This window comes from Variovorax xiamenensis, assembly GCF_050916385.1.
Lineage (GTDB): Bacteria > Pseudomonadota > Gammaproteobacteria > Burkholderiales > Burkholderiaceae_C > Variovorax.
The window spans coordinates 5,379,334-5,395,392 of the sequence record NZ_CP139038.1 but is presented as its reverse complement, the minus strand read 5'-3'; the positions used below and the strand labels follow the sequence as shown (position 1 = coordinate 5,395,392).

General features: G+C 69.5%; 11 protein-coding genes. All 11 read left to right on the top strand.

From position 1 onward, the window contains the following. The first annotated feature begins 2 nt into the window (after positions 1-2). The 11 genes from SFB74_RS24475 to SFB74_RS24425 all read left to right on the top strand — a co-directional run bounded on the left by SFB74_RS24475 (position 3) and on the right by SFB74_RS24425 (position 15,983). Positions 3-1,184 carry an FHA domain-containing protein gene (locus tag SFB74_RS24475; protein ID WP_432726921.1) on the top strand — a complete coding sequence of 394 codons (1,182 nt, stop codon included), beginning with the start codon at positions 3-5 and terminating at the stop codon, positions 1,182-1,184. Positions 1,185-1,330: 146 nt separating this feature from the next. After that, positions 1,331-1,537 carry a hypothetical protein gene (locus SFB74_RS24470; RefSeq protein WP_021004014.1) on the top strand — a complete coding sequence of 69 codons (207 nt, stop codon included), beginning with the start codon at positions 1,331-1,333 and terminating at the stop codon, positions 1,535-1,537. A gap of 72 nt (positions 1,538-1,609) precedes the next feature. Then, positions 1,610-2,023 carry a hypothetical protein gene (locus SFB74_RS24465; protein WP_432726919.1) on the top strand — a complete coding sequence of 138 codons (414 nt, stop codon included), beginning with the start codon at positions 1,610-1,612 and terminating at the stop codon, positions 2,021-2,023. A 7-nt stretch (positions 2,024-2,030) separates the two neighbouring features. Continuing rightward, positions 2,031-2,837, top strand: coding sequence for a type III secretion system inner membrane ring lipoprotein SctJ (sctJ, locus tag SFB74_RS24460; RefSeq protein WP_432726918.1), 807 nt, complete (start codon positions 2,031-2,033; stop codon positions 2,835-2,837). 6 nt (positions 2,838-2,843) lie between these two features. Continuing rightward, positions 2,844-3,545, top strand: a complete 702-nt coding sequence (locus SFB74_RS24455) for a type III secretion system protein (protein WP_432726917.1) — start codon at positions 2,844-2,846, stop codon at positions 3,543-3,545. Next, the gene (sctL, locus tag SFB74_RS24450; RefSeq protein ID WP_432726915.1) at positions 3,527-4,165 is read left to right on the top strand and encodes a type III secretion system stator protein SctL; all 639 of its coding nucleotides are present in this window, start codon (positions 3,527-3,529) and stop codon (positions 4,163-4,165) included. Before SFB74_RS24455 ends, sctL begins: the two co-directional genes overlap by 19 nt. Beyond that, positions 4,162-5,508, top strand: coding sequence for a FliI/YscN family ATPase (locus SFB74_RS24445; protein ID WP_432726914.1), 1,347 nt, complete (start codon positions 4,162-4,164; stop codon positions 5,506-5,508). Before sctL ends, SFB74_RS24445 begins: the two co-directional genes overlap by 4 nt. Beyond that, positions 5,505-5,993, top strand: coding sequence for a serine kinase (locus tag SFB74_RS24440; RefSeq protein WP_432726913.1), 489 nt, complete (start codon positions 5,505-5,507; stop codon positions 5,991-5,993). The genes SFB74_RS24445 and SFB74_RS24440 overlap by 4 nt, the downstream gene beginning before the upstream one ends. 26 nt (positions 5,994-6,019) lie before the next feature. Continuing rightward, the gene (gene sctT, locus SFB74_RS24435; protein WP_432726912.1) at positions 6,020-6,805 is read left to right on the top strand and encodes a type III secretion system export apparatus subunit SctT; all 786 of its coding nucleotides are present in this window, start codon (positions 6,020-6,022) and stop codon (positions 6,803-6,805) included. 13 nt (positions 6,806-6,818) lie between these two features. Beyond that, complete coding sequence (locus SFB74_RS24430) at positions 6,819-7,850, top strand: EscU/YscU/HrcU family type III secretion system export apparatus switch protein (RefSeq protein ID WP_432726911.1); 1,032 nt, start codon at positions 6,819-6,821, stop codon at positions 7,848-7,850. A 63-nt stretch (positions 7,851-7,913) separates the two neighbouring features. Beyond that, positions 7,914-15,983 carry a DUF4781 domain-containing protein gene (locus SFB74_RS24425; RefSeq protein ID WP_432726910.1) on the top strand — a complete coding sequence of 2,690 codons (8,070 nt, stop codon included), beginning with the start codon at positions 7,914-7,916 and terminating at the stop codon, positions 15,981-15,983. Positions 15,984-16,059: the final 76 nt, after the last annotated feature.

Sequence of the window (16,059 nt, the reverse complement as noted above, 5' to 3'; positions counted from 1 at the left end):
GCGTGCAAGAGACGGACGACATCTCCATCGACGGCGAAGAGCAGGCCGCAGCCGAGCCGGCGCGGGCGGCGCTCGGCGACGGCTGGTGCCTGCGCTTCCTCAGCGGCGCGGTGAAGGGGCGCACCATCGCGCTCAAGCCCGGGCTCAATGTGCTCGGTTCGGGCGGCGACTGCGAAGTGATGCTGCCGGGCGGCGACGTGCTGCCGCGCCACCTGGCGTTCACCGTCGGCGAGCTGGTGGTGTCGATGCAGCGCCTGGGCACGGCCTCGGCACGCCTCAACGGCGAGGACATGCGGCAGCCGCGCAGGAGCGTGGTCGCGGGCGACGTCGTGAGCCTGGGCCAGATCGACTTCCAGCTCGACCGCAGCTACGCGGCCCAGGTGCGTGAGGACCGCATGTTCGCCCCGGACCACGAGGCGCAGCCCGCCGGTGGCGCGCAGCCGATTCCGTCGGGGGCCTCGTCGCGGCGCCTGGGCTACTGGGCGGGCGGGGTGATGGCCCTGCTGGCGCTCGTCGGCCTGGCGGCCGTGTCGCTCGGCGATGCCGGCGCCAGCGCGCGGCGCACCGGCCGCGTGGACCTGGCCGCGGTTGAGAAGGCGCTCGTGCCGTTCCCGGAAGTGGAAGTGGTGGCCGCGCAGGGCGGCCGGCTCGGCGTGAAGGGCTATGTGGAGTCGAGGCAGCGCCGCGAGGCCCTGCAGCAGGCGATGGAGCCCTTCGGCAGCCAGGTCAGCGTCAACGTGCATTCGGCCGAGGACATGGTGGAGCAGGCCCGCCGCTACGTGGGCGACCCCGGCGTGGCGGTCGCCTACACCGGGCAGGGCCGCCTGGTGCTCAGCGGCACGGTGGAAGACGCCGCGGTGCGCCAGAAGATCCGCAGGCTCAGCGAAGACCTGCATCCCTCGGTGCTTGTCTCCGACAAGGTGCAGTACCGCGAGAAGCCCGCGGCCGAGCCCAAGGAGACCGACCTGCGCACGCAGTGGGACGGCTGGCAGAGCGTGCTGCCGGCGCGCATGGTGAGCATCACCGAGGACGGCAACGGCCTGCGCCACATCCAGCTGTCCAACGGCAGCCGGTACTACGAAGGCTCGGTGCTGCGCTCCGGCGCCGAACTCAAGCGCATCGACGCCGACGGGCTGGTCCTGAGCGGCGGCGTGCCCGACAACAACAACAGGCGCGGGAGGTGAGGGCATGGCCACAGGCAACACCCCTCTCGCGCGCACCCCGGATTTCATTCGGCGCCACATCCGTGCGCCGCGTGGAATGGCTCCGTCCCGCCGGGACGGAGCGCTTCAACCCTCGTAAATCATCCTTTTTTGACCAGGAGATACACATGGCAGGCGCAGTTGACAGCTCTATCCAGCAGATGAACCAGGCCGCGGCAGACAACGCCAGGCTGATGTCGGCCAGCATGGCCGCCTCCACCAGCATCCAGGGCGCGGCTTCCACCGCGCACACGGTCAACGGTGCGAGCGCCGCCGGCGGCGAGGTGGCCAAGTCCACCGGCAACGACATCCGCCAGTCGGCCAAGTCCTCGTAAGCAGGTCCGCGCGGTGCCCCCGGGGTGCATCGCGCGGTCCTTTTCTCCAAGGACCCCCGAAAGAGGTGAACCATGACCGATCCCACCGCGCTCGTCGCGGCAGGCGCGCAGCCGGCCGGCGTATCCGGGCCCGCCGCGCAGCAGCAGGCCGGAGCCCCTTCGCGCCTCGATCCGGGCGAGACCCGGATGTTCGCCAACATGATGCAGGGCGTGCAGGCGCCGCCGTCCTCGGTGGCGGCCCCCAGCGCGCTGGGCGACGCGGCCAAGGCCCTCGCGTCGCAGTTCTCGGGCAACGTGCGCTCCTACGAGGAGATGCGCCACAGCATGCTCGAGTCGATCGACATGTCCGACCCCATCAAGACCATGTTCGCGATGACCGACCACGCGATGGAGGCCCACATGATGTTCGCGAAGATGCACATTTCCACGGGCCTGGCGAGCGCGGCCACCAGCCTGTTCGGCACCCTGCTGAAGAACCAGCAATGAGGATGCCGTGAACCTGCTGTCCCGCACCCTTTCATTCAATCCGCGTCGCAGCCGCTGGCTCGCGGCGCTGGCCCTGCTGATGGCACTGGGCGGCTGCAAGGTCGGCCTCTACTCCAACCTCAACGAGCAGGAGGCCAACGAGATCGTCGCCGCGCTGTCGGCCGAAGGCATCGAGGCGGGCAAGAGCCGCGTGGAGGGCAACAACTGGCAGGTCGAGGTGGACGAAAGCCGCATGGGCACCGCGCTCGACGTGCTTCGCGCCCAGGGCCTGCCCCACGAGCGCTTCGCCACCATGGGCGAGGTGTTCCAGAAGCAGGGCCTGGTGTCCACGCCCTCCGAGGAACGCATGCGCTACATCTATGCGGTCTCGCAGGAGCTGTCGCAGACGCTGCGCAACGTGGACGGCGTGGTGTCCGCGCGCGTGCACGTGGTGATTCCGGCCAACGATCCGCTGAGCGAGAAGATGCGGCCGTCGTCGGCCGCGGTGTTCATCAAGCACCGGCCCGATGTGGACATCCGCCTCCTGGCTCCGGCCGTGAAGGAGATGGTGGCGCACAGCATCGAGGGGCTGACGCACGACCAGGTGTCCCTGTCCCTCTTCGAGGCACGCCGCCCGGTGGCGTCGGCGGCCGCCCTTGCGGGTGGTGCCAGGGAGCGGCCGATGGTGCTGGGCCTGTTCCCGGCCTCGACCGCGATGGTGCTGCTGGGCCTGCTGCTGCTGGCTGCCGTCTGCCTGATGGTGCTGCCGGCGCTGTTGCGCAGGCAGGGCGTGGACTGGCGCAACTGGACGCGCCGCCAGGTGTTCAGGCGCTGATCCGCAATGCCGGCATCGCCTTCCATCGTCCGCGAGATCCCGCAGGCCGGAACCGGCCCGATGGACCTCGTGCGCCTGGTGGTGCGCTTCAACCTGCATCCCGAGATCGACCTGCACCCGAGCTGGCTTCCCGCCGACTGGCCTGCGCGCCACCGCATCCCGGCGCGGCTGGGAGAGGCGGGCCGCGCGGTGCTTGCCGGCCAGCTGCGGCGCGGCCAGGGGCCGGCGAGCGGCGCGGCCGACTACAACTTCGACGCCCGCCTCAAGCGCGTGGCGCTGCTCGACGCCGCCGCACTGCGCCGGCTCGCGGCCTATCTGGGCTTCTGCGTGCACCTGCCGCTGTTCCGGCTGCGCGGCGCGGCGGGGGCGCAGATCCGTCGCCAGGCCCGCCGCTTCGATGCAGACGCCGTGGACTTCCTGCTCGAGCGCGTGCCGCAGCTCACCGAGCTGCGCATGGACAACGCCGCGCTTCAGCAGCGACCGCTTTCCGCCGGCCGGGTCGCTGTCGACCGGGGCTACCGGCTGCTGCTCGCTACGGCGGCGGCCGAAGGCGATGTGGTTCGCCGCCGCCTCGGACACAAGCTCCCGCGCCGCATCTCGGTGCTCGGCGCGCCGTCGCTGCAGCGGCGCCAGCTCCTGCAACTCAACGAACTGATGCTCTCGTGCATCGTTCCCGAAAGACTGCCCCAATGGGATTGGCTTTTCTGATCACCACCGAGAACCTGCAGCTCCTGAGCGAGCGCAAGGTTTTGAAGGAACACGAATACGCGGCGCTGCTCGACGCATCGACCGTGGTCGATACCGCCCGGCGCGAGGCGCGCCGCATCGTGCAGCAGGCCACGCAGGATGCCGAGGCCGGCCGCAAGCAGGGCTACGAAGAGGGCCTGCGGCGTGCCAAGGCGGAGTACGCGACCCAGCTGGTGACCGACACCATGGCCGCCGAGCGCCAGCTGCATGCCCTGCGCGCGTCCATGGCGCAGATCGTCGTCAAGGCGGTGGGGCAGTTCATTGCCGACGCGGATCCCGCGGCGCTGTTCGAGGCCGCGCTGCTGCGCGTCGATACCCTGATCCGCCAGGAACCCTTCATCACCGTGCGCGTGGCGCCCGCGCAGGAGGCGATCCTGCGCGGGGTGATCGCGCGGCTGCGCAGCGAGGCCAACTGGGGCATGACAGTGCATTTCGTGGCCGATGCGGCGCTGCCCGTCGGCGCCTGCGTGCTGCAGACGGCGTCCGGCGTGCTGGACATCGGCGTGGAGGCGCAGCTCGAGGCATTCCGCCGCGCGGTGGAGCGCAGCGGCCTCACCGAGAGCGCGGAGGGAAGTTCGTGAACCCGGTGTCCGACGCGGCGCTCGGCATCGTCGCCGAGCTCGAGCAGGCACTGGGCCGCGTCACGCCCGCGACGATCCGCGGGCGCGTCAGCAAGGCGGTGGGCATGCTGATCGATGCATCGGGCATCCAGGCCCACGTGGGCGAGCTGTGCGAGCTGGTCACGCCGGGCGAGCCGCCGCTGCTGGCCGAGGTGGTGGGCTTTCGCGACAACACGGCCATCCTCACGCCGCTCGGGCCGATCACCGGCATCTCCGCGCTGACCGAAGTGCTGCCTACGGGACGCGGCCATGTCTGCCCCGTCGGCGCGGGCCTGCTCGGGCGCGTGCTCGACGCGCTGGGCCAGCCCATCGACGAGAAGGGGCCGCTCAAGACCCGCGCGCTGCTGCCGGTGCATCGCGAACCCGTGAGCCCGCTGGCGCGCCGGATGATCGACGCGCCGCTGGCCACCGGCATCCGCGCGGTCGACAGCCTCCTCACGCTCGGCGAAGGACAGCGCGTGGGCGTGTTCGCGCCGCCGGGCGTGGGCAAGAGCACCCTGCTGGGCATGCTCGCGCGCGGCGCAACGGCCGACGTGAACGTGATCGCGCTGATCGGCGAGCGCGGGCGCGAGGTGAAGGAATTCATCGAGCACAACCTCGGCGCCGAGGGCCTGGCGAAGACGGTGATGGTGGTCTCCACCTCCGACCGGCCGCCGATGGAGCGCATCAAGTCGGCCTATGCGGCCACCACCATCGCCGAGCATTTCCGCGACCAGGGAAAGAAGGTGCTCTTGCTGGTCGACTCGCTCACGCGCTTCGCGCGCGCCCAGCGCGAGATCGGCCTGGCGAGCGGCGAGCCGCCCACGCGGCGCAGCTATCCGCCCTCGATCTTCTCGATGCTGCCGCAGCTGCTGGAGCGCGCGGGGCAGGGCAGGACCGGCTCCATCACCGCCGTCTACTCGGTGCTGACCGAGGGCGACGAGGAGAGCGACCCGATTGCCGAGGAAGTGCGTTCCATCCTCGACGGCCACATCGTGCTGTCGCGCAAGGTCGCGGCGGCCAACCGTTATCCGGCGATCGACGTGCTCGCGAGCATCAGCCGCGTGATGCCGCTGGTGACCTCGCGCGAGCACCGCGCGGCGGCGGCGCACTTTCGCGGCCTGCTGGCCAAGTACCAGGAGATGGAACTGCTCGTGCAGATCGGCGAATACAAGGCCGGCAGCGACGCGCTCGCAGACGAGGCGATCGGCGCGCGGCCCGCGATGCTCGACTTCCTGTCGCAGCCGCCGGATGCGAGCCTGCCCTATGTGCAATCGGTGCAGCAGCTGCAGCACTTCGGCGGGCAAGGGGAGCTCGCGCGATGAGCGGCGTCGACTGGAAGCTGCTGATCGGCGTGCGCGAGCGCCAGAAGACGGTGGCCATGGGGGTCGTCGCGCGCGACCGTGCCGCCGCCGAACAGAGCCGCGCCGAGCTGCAGCAGGCCCAGGCGTGGCAGCAGCAGCAGGTGCAGAACAAGGCCGCGCACTGGCAGGCGACCACCGGCGCGCTGTCGCATGGGGAATGCAGCGTCGCGCAACTCCGGCACGCCGGCGCCTGGAGCGCCGCGCTCGATGCACGGATCGCAGAGGCGGGCCAGCTCGCCGCGCAGGCCGGGCAGGCCCACGCGCTGCGCGAAAGCACGCTCGATGCCAGCCGCCGGAAGCTGCGGGCCGCCAGCGGCGATGTCGAGAAGGCGCAGCAGATGCAGCAGCGCGCACGCAGCGAGCAGCAGCGCCTGCGGGAGCTCCGGCACGACGAGGCGATCGAGGAAGCGACTTCGCAGGCATGGGCCGCGCGACGCCCGGTCTAGGCGGCACGGGAAAAGACGGATTGCCCATGGATGCTTCCTCCATCGAACTGGCCAGCCTCGAGAGGTTCTTCTCGTCCGTGGTGCTCACCCTGCCGCGGCTGTTCGCGATCTTCGCGGTGGTGCCCTTTCTTTCGGGCGGCATGATCACCGGCACCGTGCGCAACGGCCTGCTGCTGCTGCTCGCGCTGTTCATGTCGCCCGTGGCGGGGGACATGCCCCAGGCCTCCATCGGCACCTGGGTGCTGATCGCAAGCAAGGAAGCCTTCATCGGCCTGCTGCTGGGCCTGGGCTTCGGCATCTTCATCTGGGCGGTGCAGAGCGTGGGCGACCTGATCGACTTCCAGACCGGCTCCAGCAACGCATCGTTCTTCGACCCCGTGGCGGGCCACGAGAACGGACCCACGGGCGAGTTCCTGGGCTGGATGGTGATCACGCTGTTCGTCTCGGCCGGCGGGCTGCTCGCGATGCTGGGCGTGATCGTCGATTCCTACCGGCTCTGGCCCGTGGCCTCGTTCTTTCCGAACCTGGGCCTGGTGATCGAGCAGTTCGCGATTCGCCAGGGCGACACGCTGTTCCTGTGGATCGTCAAGCTCGCCTCGCCGGTGATCTTCGTGCTGCTGCTGGTGGAGCTGGGCATGGGCCTCGTCAGCCGCGTGGCACCGCAGCTCAACGTGTTCGTGTTCTCGCAGCCGCTCAAGAGCCTGCTGGCGCACCTGATGATGCTGCTGTTCGTGTTCTTCGTGTACGAGTCGCTGCAGGAATTCCTGCGGCCCGAGAACGGCGTGCTCGATTTCCTGCGCGCCACGCTTTAGCTCCATCAGGCACATGGCGGAGAAAGACCAGGACCCAACCCCCAAGCGGCTGCGCGATGCGCGCAAGCGCGGCGAAGTGGTGTTCAGCACCGACGTGGCCTCGACCGCCGTGTTCGCCGTGGTCGTGGTCTGCATGTGGCTGGGCGGCGGAGCCCTCTACAGCCTCCTGCGCGAACTCTGGCTTCACGCCACGAGCACCAGCCTGCTGACGCAGCCCGAAGACCGCTTCGCCGAGCTGCTGCTGCACACGGGCGAGGCGCTGGCGTGGGGCACGCTGCCCGTCATGGCCATCGCCGCCGTGGCCGGCATCGCGGGTTCCCTGGCCCAGGTGGGAGGCGTGGCGGCGTGGGAGCGGCTCAAGCCCGACGTGAACCGCATGAACCCGGCGCAGGGGCTGCAGCGCATCTTTTCCACCCGCAACCTCATCAACCTGCTGAAGATGACCGTGAAGACGATGCTGCTCGCGGGCCTGATGTTCGTGGTGGTGCGCGGCTTCGTCGATACCTCGCTCAAGCTGGGGTATGCCAACCCGGCCGCCATCATGACCGCCGCGGCGCACATGGTGCTCGTGGCGTTCGGCTGGGCGGTGGTCATCTACGCGCTCATGGCCGCGGTGGACTATGCCCACGAGCACTACGAATTCATGAAGCAGCAGCGCATGTCGATCGACGAGATTCGCCAGGAATACAAGGAAGTCGAGGGCGATCCGATCAACCAGTCGCGCCGCCGCTCCGCGCACTTCGAGGCGGTCTACGCGAGCCTGGGCGACCGCGTGCGCATGGCCTCGGCGGTGATCCATTCGGCCCGCACGGCCGTCGCCCTGCAATACCTCGGCGAGACGGACCTGCCGCGCGTGATCGCGCGCGGCGAGGGCGAGGTCGCCGCGCAGATCCGGCGCTTCGCCGGCGAGGGCCTGGTGCCGATGGAGTTCGATCCCTCGCTGGCCGAGCGCATCTATGCGGAGGTGCCGGTGGACCAGCCGATTCCGCGCTCGCTGTACGCCCCGGTGGCCACGCTTCTGCGCTGGGCGCAGGGCCACGGATGAAGCCGGGGCCGGGCGCCTGTCTTTTTCGATTCCTGTCTGAAACCGATCATTTCCGGAGGTTCCATGGTCGCAGCTGCTGTTTCATCCTCGGGCGCGTCCCAGGCCGCCATCGACCAGGCCGCGGCCGCGCGTGCCGCCGAAGAGCAGCGCCGCGCCGCCGAGGCCGAGGCGCGCCGGCTCGCGGAAGAAGCCGCGCGCAAGGCGGCCGAGGCCAGGCGCCTTGCAGAGGAGGCGCGAAAGAAGGCGGAAGAACAGAGGAAGGCCGCCGAAGCGGCCGAGGCCAAGGCCGCGCAGAGCAAGGCCGAAGCCGACCAGGCCGAGGCGCAGAAGGCGCGAGCTCAGGCCAAGGCCGACGAACTCGATGCGTTGAAGAAGGAAGCGGCCTCCAACCTCGGCGACAAGGAATCGACCCTCGCGCAGAGCAAGCTGGATGATGTGCGCCAGAGCCGCGCACCGAAGAACCCCTCGGAGGCGACGCGGGCGGCACAGAGCGAGGTCGATGCCGCGAAGAAGACCGTCGCCCTGTACGAGGCCCCGGCCGCGCAGCCGGGCGCAGAACAGGCGCCGTCGGGCAAGGCCACGCAGGATCTGCTGGAGAAGGCACAGAACGCCGCCAAGCCCGTGTTTGGCGCGCAGGCAGCCGGTGGCGACGGCACGCCCGAGCAGAAGGCCGCGCTCAACACGTCCATGAACGACTGGCTCGAATCGGCCCAGAACGACCTGCGCAACGCGGGCCTGAAGGCACAGGCCGAAGGGAAGGATCCGAACGCGGCCATCGACCAGGAAGCCGCCCGGCTCAACAAGGCCGTCGACGAGGGCGGCGTCTTCGAGCCGCAGAAGATGGGCGAATACGTCGGCAAGGCCCGCGATGGCGTGAAGGCCGAGGCCCCCGCGGTGCGGCAGTTGCGCGCCGAGCAGTACGACGTCGGCCAGGCAGGAAAGAAGCAGGTGGCCGACGCGCGCACCGAGGCTCGCGATGCCGAGGCGGCAGCAACCAAGGCCGAGGCGCGTGCCGCGAGCTTCGGCGACGGCCCTGGCGGCAACGACACCATCATCACCGCCAAGCAGGACGCCAAGGCCGAGGCGCAGCGGCTGCGCGGCATCGCGAACGAGGCCGACACCCGGCTGGACGGACTGGTCAAGGCTTTCGGCACCAGCGATGCGTCGGACCCGACCAACCCGAAGAAGAACGTGGTCGGCGCGGTGAACGCCGACTACAACGCGCGCGCGGCGGATGCCGAGGTGAAAGACCTCAGCACCCGGTACGACCTCGCCGTGGCCGGCGGCAAGCCCGAGAAGATCAAGGAGGCCGAGACGGCGCTGCGCGAAGCGCAGGACGGCCAGCGCTACATGCATGCCGTGAGCGACGACGCGCAGGCTGCCGTCGACGCGAGCGGCGCGAAGATCGAATACACCGATGCCGAAAGCGCCTGGAAGGCGCAGTCGCTGCAGCGACCCGGCACCTACACCGTGACCGAGCGCGATGGCGACAAGCAGACCACCAGGGAAGTCAAGGCCGAGGGCTACGACCCGGCGTTCTGGGCGCGTCCCGACACAAAGGAAGGCGAGAAGGTAAAGCCCATCGACGGCAAGTACTTCTACGTCGACGGCGACAGGAAGACCGAGCTCGACCCCGTCACGGCCCGGCTATGGGCGGCGAAGGACAAGAAGGATGCGGCCGGGAAGAACACCGCCGCCACGGCCTCCGCACTGGACAAGCTCAAGGAAGACCTGATCGGCGGTGCCGACGGCAAGGGGCCGAAGGTGGATGCGGGGCGCTACGTGGACAACGCGGACGCGATCAACCAGCGGCTCATCGATGCCAACGACGCGGTGCAGAAAGCTTCGCCGCAGGACCTGGGCGCCGCGCTCGAGAAGCAGCGCACCGCCCAGGCCGAGTTCAATGCGCTGAAGGCCATGCAGGAACTGCGCACCGCCGAGCGAGACCAGGCCGCGGGCAAGCCGGTGGACGCGCAGCGGCTGCAGCAGCTGCGCGATACCGCGCGCGACCTGCAGCGCAAGGACGACGAGACGAAGCCCAGGCTCTCGCCCGACGACGAGAAGAAGATGCGCGACGTGCAGCTGCCGCAGGCGCAGAAGGACTACGACGCCAAGGCCGCGGAGGTCGACAAGCTCAACGCCCCCGGCAGCACCGCCACGGCGGCCGAGCGCCAGAAGGCACAGAAGGAACTCGACGCGATCGATCTCGCCCGGCGCGACTACAAGAGCCAGCTCGGCCTGATCGATGCCGAGCGCGACTGGTACGCCGCGCGCAACGAGTACGACAGGACCACCTTCGCCAAGCCGCAGCTGTCGATGTTCATGCACGACGGCAAGTCGACGACCGGCGACATCTATCCGAAGAACTACGACCCGACCTGGAATCTCAAGCCCGGCGCCGACGGCAAGGTGAGCGCCGAAGGCCTGCCGCGCGGCCTCTCGCCCGACGACATCGAGGTGCGCTTCAATCCGTGCGGCGGCGGCTACACCGTCCACATCAAGAAGAACTCGGAGGTCGTCGGCTGGCAGAAGTCGCAGCGCAATGGCGACATGCGCAACTTCGTGGTGCTCGAGGGCGACTACAAGATGAACCCCGCCACGGCGCGGCTGTGGGCGACCTCGGAGAACGGCGATGGCGCGCTGGCCAAGGCCCGCGCCGAACGCGGCGCCGTGGAGAAGCTGATCGGCGAGCGGCGGGAAGAGGCACCCACCGCGCCCGATGCCAAGCCCGTCATGGGCCCCGACGGCAAGCCGGTGCCCGATCTGCGCATGGGCGACGACATGACGCAGCGCAAGAAGGATGTGGACAAGGGCGTCGGCGACGCCGGCGCCGCACTCGACAAGGCGCAGGCCGCCTATGACAACGCCACCGGCGACCGCACCCAGCTGAAGAACGACCTGGACGATGCCAAGGCGCGCGTCACTATCGCCCGGAACGAGCAGGCGGCCGTCGATGCGGTGATGCTCTGGCAGGACGCGCAGCGCACGCGCCAGCTCTTCGAATCGAACGAGCGTGCCGGGCGCATGAACATGTCCTACGTCAAGCCGCCGTCGGAGATGGAGAGCGATGCCCGCGCCAAGGTGGTCGACCTGCGCGACAAATGGCTGTCGTCGCGCAACACCTTCTATTCCGACAGCACGAAGCGGGACCTCGATGCCGCGCAGGCGGCCCACGACAAGTGGAAGAGCGCCAATCCCTCGCTGGCCGAGACCAGCAGCACCACCTGGAACAAGCTGCAGGACGCCAGGGGCAAGGTCGACGTCGCCCAGCGCTACCTGGCGGCCGGCGCCTCCCAGGGAGCCCTTTCGCGCGAGCAGGACTTCATCGCCCAGAACCTGAGGCCCGACCAGCACGACAACGGCGCGGAGCTCTACAAGCTGTTCATGCGCGATCCGAAGCTCATGGCGCAGTCGATCATCAACAGCCACTACGTGCAATACGGCGGCGACTTCACGCAGGTGCAGAACCGCACCCATCTGGAGAACATCGTCGCCACCGGCCTCGGCTGGAAGCCCGACGTGGAGCTGGACCCCGCCACGCCCGCCAACAACGACCGGCTGCAGCAGACGCGAAGCCTCTTCACCCACCTCGGCAAGGACCAGAAGGCCGTGCTCGACAAGACGGTGGACGCCCTCGTCAAGCAGGGCGGCGACAAGGCCAGGGTCATGGTGCTGCCGGTGGTCTACGGGCTGGAGGGCGACAAGGGCGGCATCGTGAAGACCGCGATCTTCAAGGTCGAGACCGGGCCCGGCAAGTCGCGCCTCGTCGACGAGCAGGGCTGGGACTACGACGACCTGAGCGACTACCGCGCCAACAACAACCTGCCGGTGCAGGGCGTCGATCTCGTCACGGCGGAAGACGGCAAGTTCTCGCTCGACCAGGACGGCAACGTCAAGCTTTTCAGCGGCGATGCGCGCACGGAAAGCACATGGGAGGAAGTTCGCCGCGTCGGTCACCTGGACGTGGTGGCCGGCGTGGTCGGCCTGGTGGCGGGCGTGGTGCTCACCGTCGGGTCGATGGGCACGCTGTCAGCTCCCGGCGCGATGCTGATCGCGGGGTCGGCGGCGGTGCTGGCGGCGGGCTACGGGGTCGCGACTTCGACCGAGAGCCTGATCCGGCAGGCGGAGCATGGGCAGGACATCAATCCACTGACCAGTGCGCAGGCGCGGATGGACTGGATGAATCTCGGCCTGTCGGCGGTCAGCGTGCCTGTCATCGGCGTTTCCACGCGGGCGACCATGCAGGCGATGCGCGCACGCACGGCGCTCAAGGAGGCAATGGCTGCACGAGAGGCAGGCGATGTGTCCGGCGCCGCGAAGCACCTGACCGACTACAAGCGCTATGCCCAGAGTTCCGAGGTCTGGGGAAAGCCCGCGGCTGCCGCGGCCAAGCCGCTCGGGGTGGGCAGCGCCGTGGCCTTCGAGGAAGGTGCTCGCTATCTGGTCGACAACTGGGACCGGATGACGCCTGCCGAGCGCAACAAGCAACTGGGCATGCTGGGCCTGAACGTGGCGGGCTTCGCTTCGCCGGTGTTCGCGCGTGGCTACTCGCGCATTCACAATGCGGTGAAGCCGATGGTGAACGACCTGCGCAGCCCGCAGGCAACCGCCCCAGCGGGCCGCACGACCGAAGCTTCTCCGGCCGTGATGGACACCGTCCAGGCGCCAGGTACCAAGCGCAGCACGAGCGTATCGGATGAGGCCCCGCCCGTGGTGGCCGCCGACGATCCGCTGCAGTCCTTCCGGGAATCGCCCGCGGCCCAGTTGCCCCGCGCAGGAGAGCCGCTGCCGGACAACGTGACCCTGCTGCATCCCGACGGAGCGCCTCCTGCCCCTGCCGAAACGGGCGATGCGGCGGTGGCCGCCGTGATCCCGCTGGTGCTGCGCCGTTCCGGCGGTGGCGCCGCCGATGCCGAGCCGGGAGCGGTTCCGGTCTCGGTGCGCAGGCCGCAGGAGACGCAACGCATCAGGGCCGATGCCGATGGAAACAGTGCGGCGAATGCGCCGTTCACCCGTTCGCCGCAGCGCGCCGCGGCGGAACGCCAGCGCCAGGGCCAGGGCGGCACACCCTGGCGCATCGTCCACGGCAAGGCCGAGCCGATCGCGGCGGACATCAATCCCACCGGCTCCGACGCGAACTGCGTCAACAGTGCCGTCACGCTCGATCGCGTCCTGAGCGCCCCGGGCGTGGCGATGCAAGCCGTGCCTTCGGGCCCCAAGAGCTGGAGCCAGTTGCTGGCGCTCTACGGCGACGCGCCCCTGACCTCGCACGGAAGCGCGGCCGATGCATTGGGAAGCCTGTCGAATCTCGCGGACGGATCGCGCGGATTCGTCGTCATGGGCGCGTCCGGGGCGGAGTCGCACGTGGTGAACTTCCTGCGGCGCGGCGGTCGCACCGAACTGATCGACGCGCAGGCGGGCCGGCAGGTCGAGCGCTTCGAGGCCTCCGACGTCAAGGTGATGGTGACGCATGAAGGAGGCAGCTCCCCGGTGGACCGGACCGTGCTTTCGGGGCCCCGGCTGGCGCGCTTCCTGGCCGCATCGCCCGACGAGGCGCCTGCGCACGGCCCTCAGGAGCTGATCGCCGGGACGCCGGCAGGTGGTGCGAAGCCGGGCTTCGACGCCGATGGAACGCCGCTGGCGCCCACCACGCATGGCGCGGGCCGCAAGTGGGAAAACGTGGCCAACCATGCCAACGGCCTGGTGCGCAGGCAGCAACTTGCGGCGGACCCCGATTCAGGTGTCGCACCCCTGCAGCCTTCGATTGACGAAGCGGCAGTGACGAGCTCGCTGATGGCCGACCCGGCCCCGGGCTCGAGCGAGCGCTTCGTCGTCACCAGGCTGGGCCCACGCGACACCTTCTACGGCAACCAGGCCGGCATGCGCGCGCCCAACCGCAGGACGTTCGACAACTTCGCCGATGCCAGCACGGCCGCGGCGCGCGATGGCGGAGGCTGGGTGCAGCGCGTGAAGCCCGACCCCGACAAGCTGCCGCTCGGAGCGCGCCGCAAGGTCGGTGCGAGCGAGATCGTCGGTGCGCTCCACGTCGACGGCGAAGGGCAGGTGATGCCGGTCGGCATACCCAACGCACGCGACGCTGCCACGCTGGCGGCGACCACGGGCGTGCCGACGTGGAAGCAGGGCACGAAGGGCCTGCTCTCCGAGCAGCCCAAGGACGCATTGATCCGGGCCAAGGGGATGTCCCTGATCGCCGGGGGCACGCGCGTCGTCTTCGAGGCGATCAAGCCGGTCGTCGCGTTTCCGGCCGAGTGGGCCGGCGGCAAGACGGCGGGCTACCTGAGCTATCCGCTGTCGAGCTTCGGTCGCGCGGCCTATCTCAATGCGTCGCAGCGCATGAAGGAATCGATGGCCGCCGCCACGCGTGGCGACCGGGCTACGGCCGAGAAGCTGGTCAACAAGGTGATCGCCGGCTCCGGCTGGCGCGGCGACAAGATCATGGACTCCGCCAAGGCCGACTCCCTGCGCGGCAAGGTGGACGAGGTGACGACCCTCGGGGAGAAATTCGCCCAGGCGCGCGAGGCCGTGCCGGGCGGTCCCTCGGGCAAGGACTTCCAGCTGCACACGATCCGGCCGACCGACGACAGCGCCCTGGCCCTGGCTCCGTCGGGCTACCTCAAGGGCGTTGCGGGACTGCGCGATTTCCTCGGCCGGCAGCAGGCCGATGCCGCAGGCGAGTTCCATGGGCAGAGCAGGTCGAAGATCCGCGACGAGCTGCTGGTTCGCATCGACCGGATGAGCGCCGACGAACTGCAGCGCGCGGCCGATGCCTCTCATCCCGACGACTCGCCGCAGGCACGGCTGTTGCGGGAGTTTCCCGAGGTGCTCGCGAAGTTCAACGACTCGGTCGGCCAGCGCGCCGCCATGCGCGAAGCCCACGACGCGCTCTACACCAAGCTGATAGCGATGTTCAAGGGCGAGAAGGGCGTCGATCCGCAGGCGGCCGAGGGCCTGGGCGGCAGCACCAATTCGCCCAACACGCGCATCGGGTTGGTCAGCCGTCGCGCAACCATCGCCGTGAGCATGAACACCTTCGCGGGCGTCTTCTTCAAGCCGCTGAACGCGGGGGGGAGCTGGAAGACGGACGCCGGGAATTTCGCCGACTCGCTCTCGATCGGGACGCTGGGCGCGAACTACATCTACAACAACAAGGTGGACAAGCTGGCGACCATCGATCTGAAGATCAGCAACGGCGCCAAGGCACAGAACAAGTCGGTGGAGGAATACCTCAACGAAAACCCGGACCTGAAGGAAACGCAGGCGGCGACGAAGAAGGAAAAGGACAAGTGGAACAAGCACCGCGATTTCGCGGGCGTGCTGAGCGCGGCGCGCGCGACGGCGGTAGGCATGGGCCTGATGGAGGCGGGACCGGAGGTGCTGGCCTATGGCGCCTTCGCACAGGGCGGGCTGACGCTCGCATGGGTCGGGCTCCAGCAGGTCCCGGCGTTGCGCAACGGCGCGGCGCCGAGGCTCACCAAGGCCCTCAAGTGGTCCGCCGTGGGGGCGATCGCGCTCGTGCCGGCGGCCACCGCGCTGTACAAGGCCATCGCGGGCAGTGACCAGAAGAAGTCGGACAGCGTGGTGAAGATGGTGTGGAACGGCTTCACCGGGCTGTTCGAGCAGAAGCCGGGCACGCCCGCACCGACCGTCACGCCAACGCCCGCCAACACCACGACGCCTTCACCGGGGGCGTCCGCATCGACTTCCGCGAAGCCATCCACGACGCCGTCCCCTACGCCATCCTCGAGCCCCTCGCGGAACACGCCGACGTCCCCGCCCACATCGACACCCCCGTCGACGCCTACGACGCCGCCCCCCACGTCCGGCAAGCCCACCCCCATCTTCGTCACGGTCGACGGCGGCGACCCCGCCACCGCCACGCTCTGGGGCATGTCCGAGGAGAACCAGAAGACGCTGCTCACGCCGATCCAGATCGGCGAGGCGCAGCGCGAGGGCGGGGAGATCCGGGTGATCGACGAGGCGCTGTCGCAGCTGTTCAACCTGAACCCGCGCTTCGACCGGCGGTTGATGGATGGCGTGCCGAGCAACGTCGCGGGCGATCCGGACACGCTTCTCGACGGCTGGCGCATCCAGGTCGGGCAGAGGTCGGCCTGAAGTCGGGGGCGCGGCGGGAGTCTGCCTTTCGACTCCCTTTCACCATTCGGCCGGGCAACCCCCGGTTCGCGCTCGC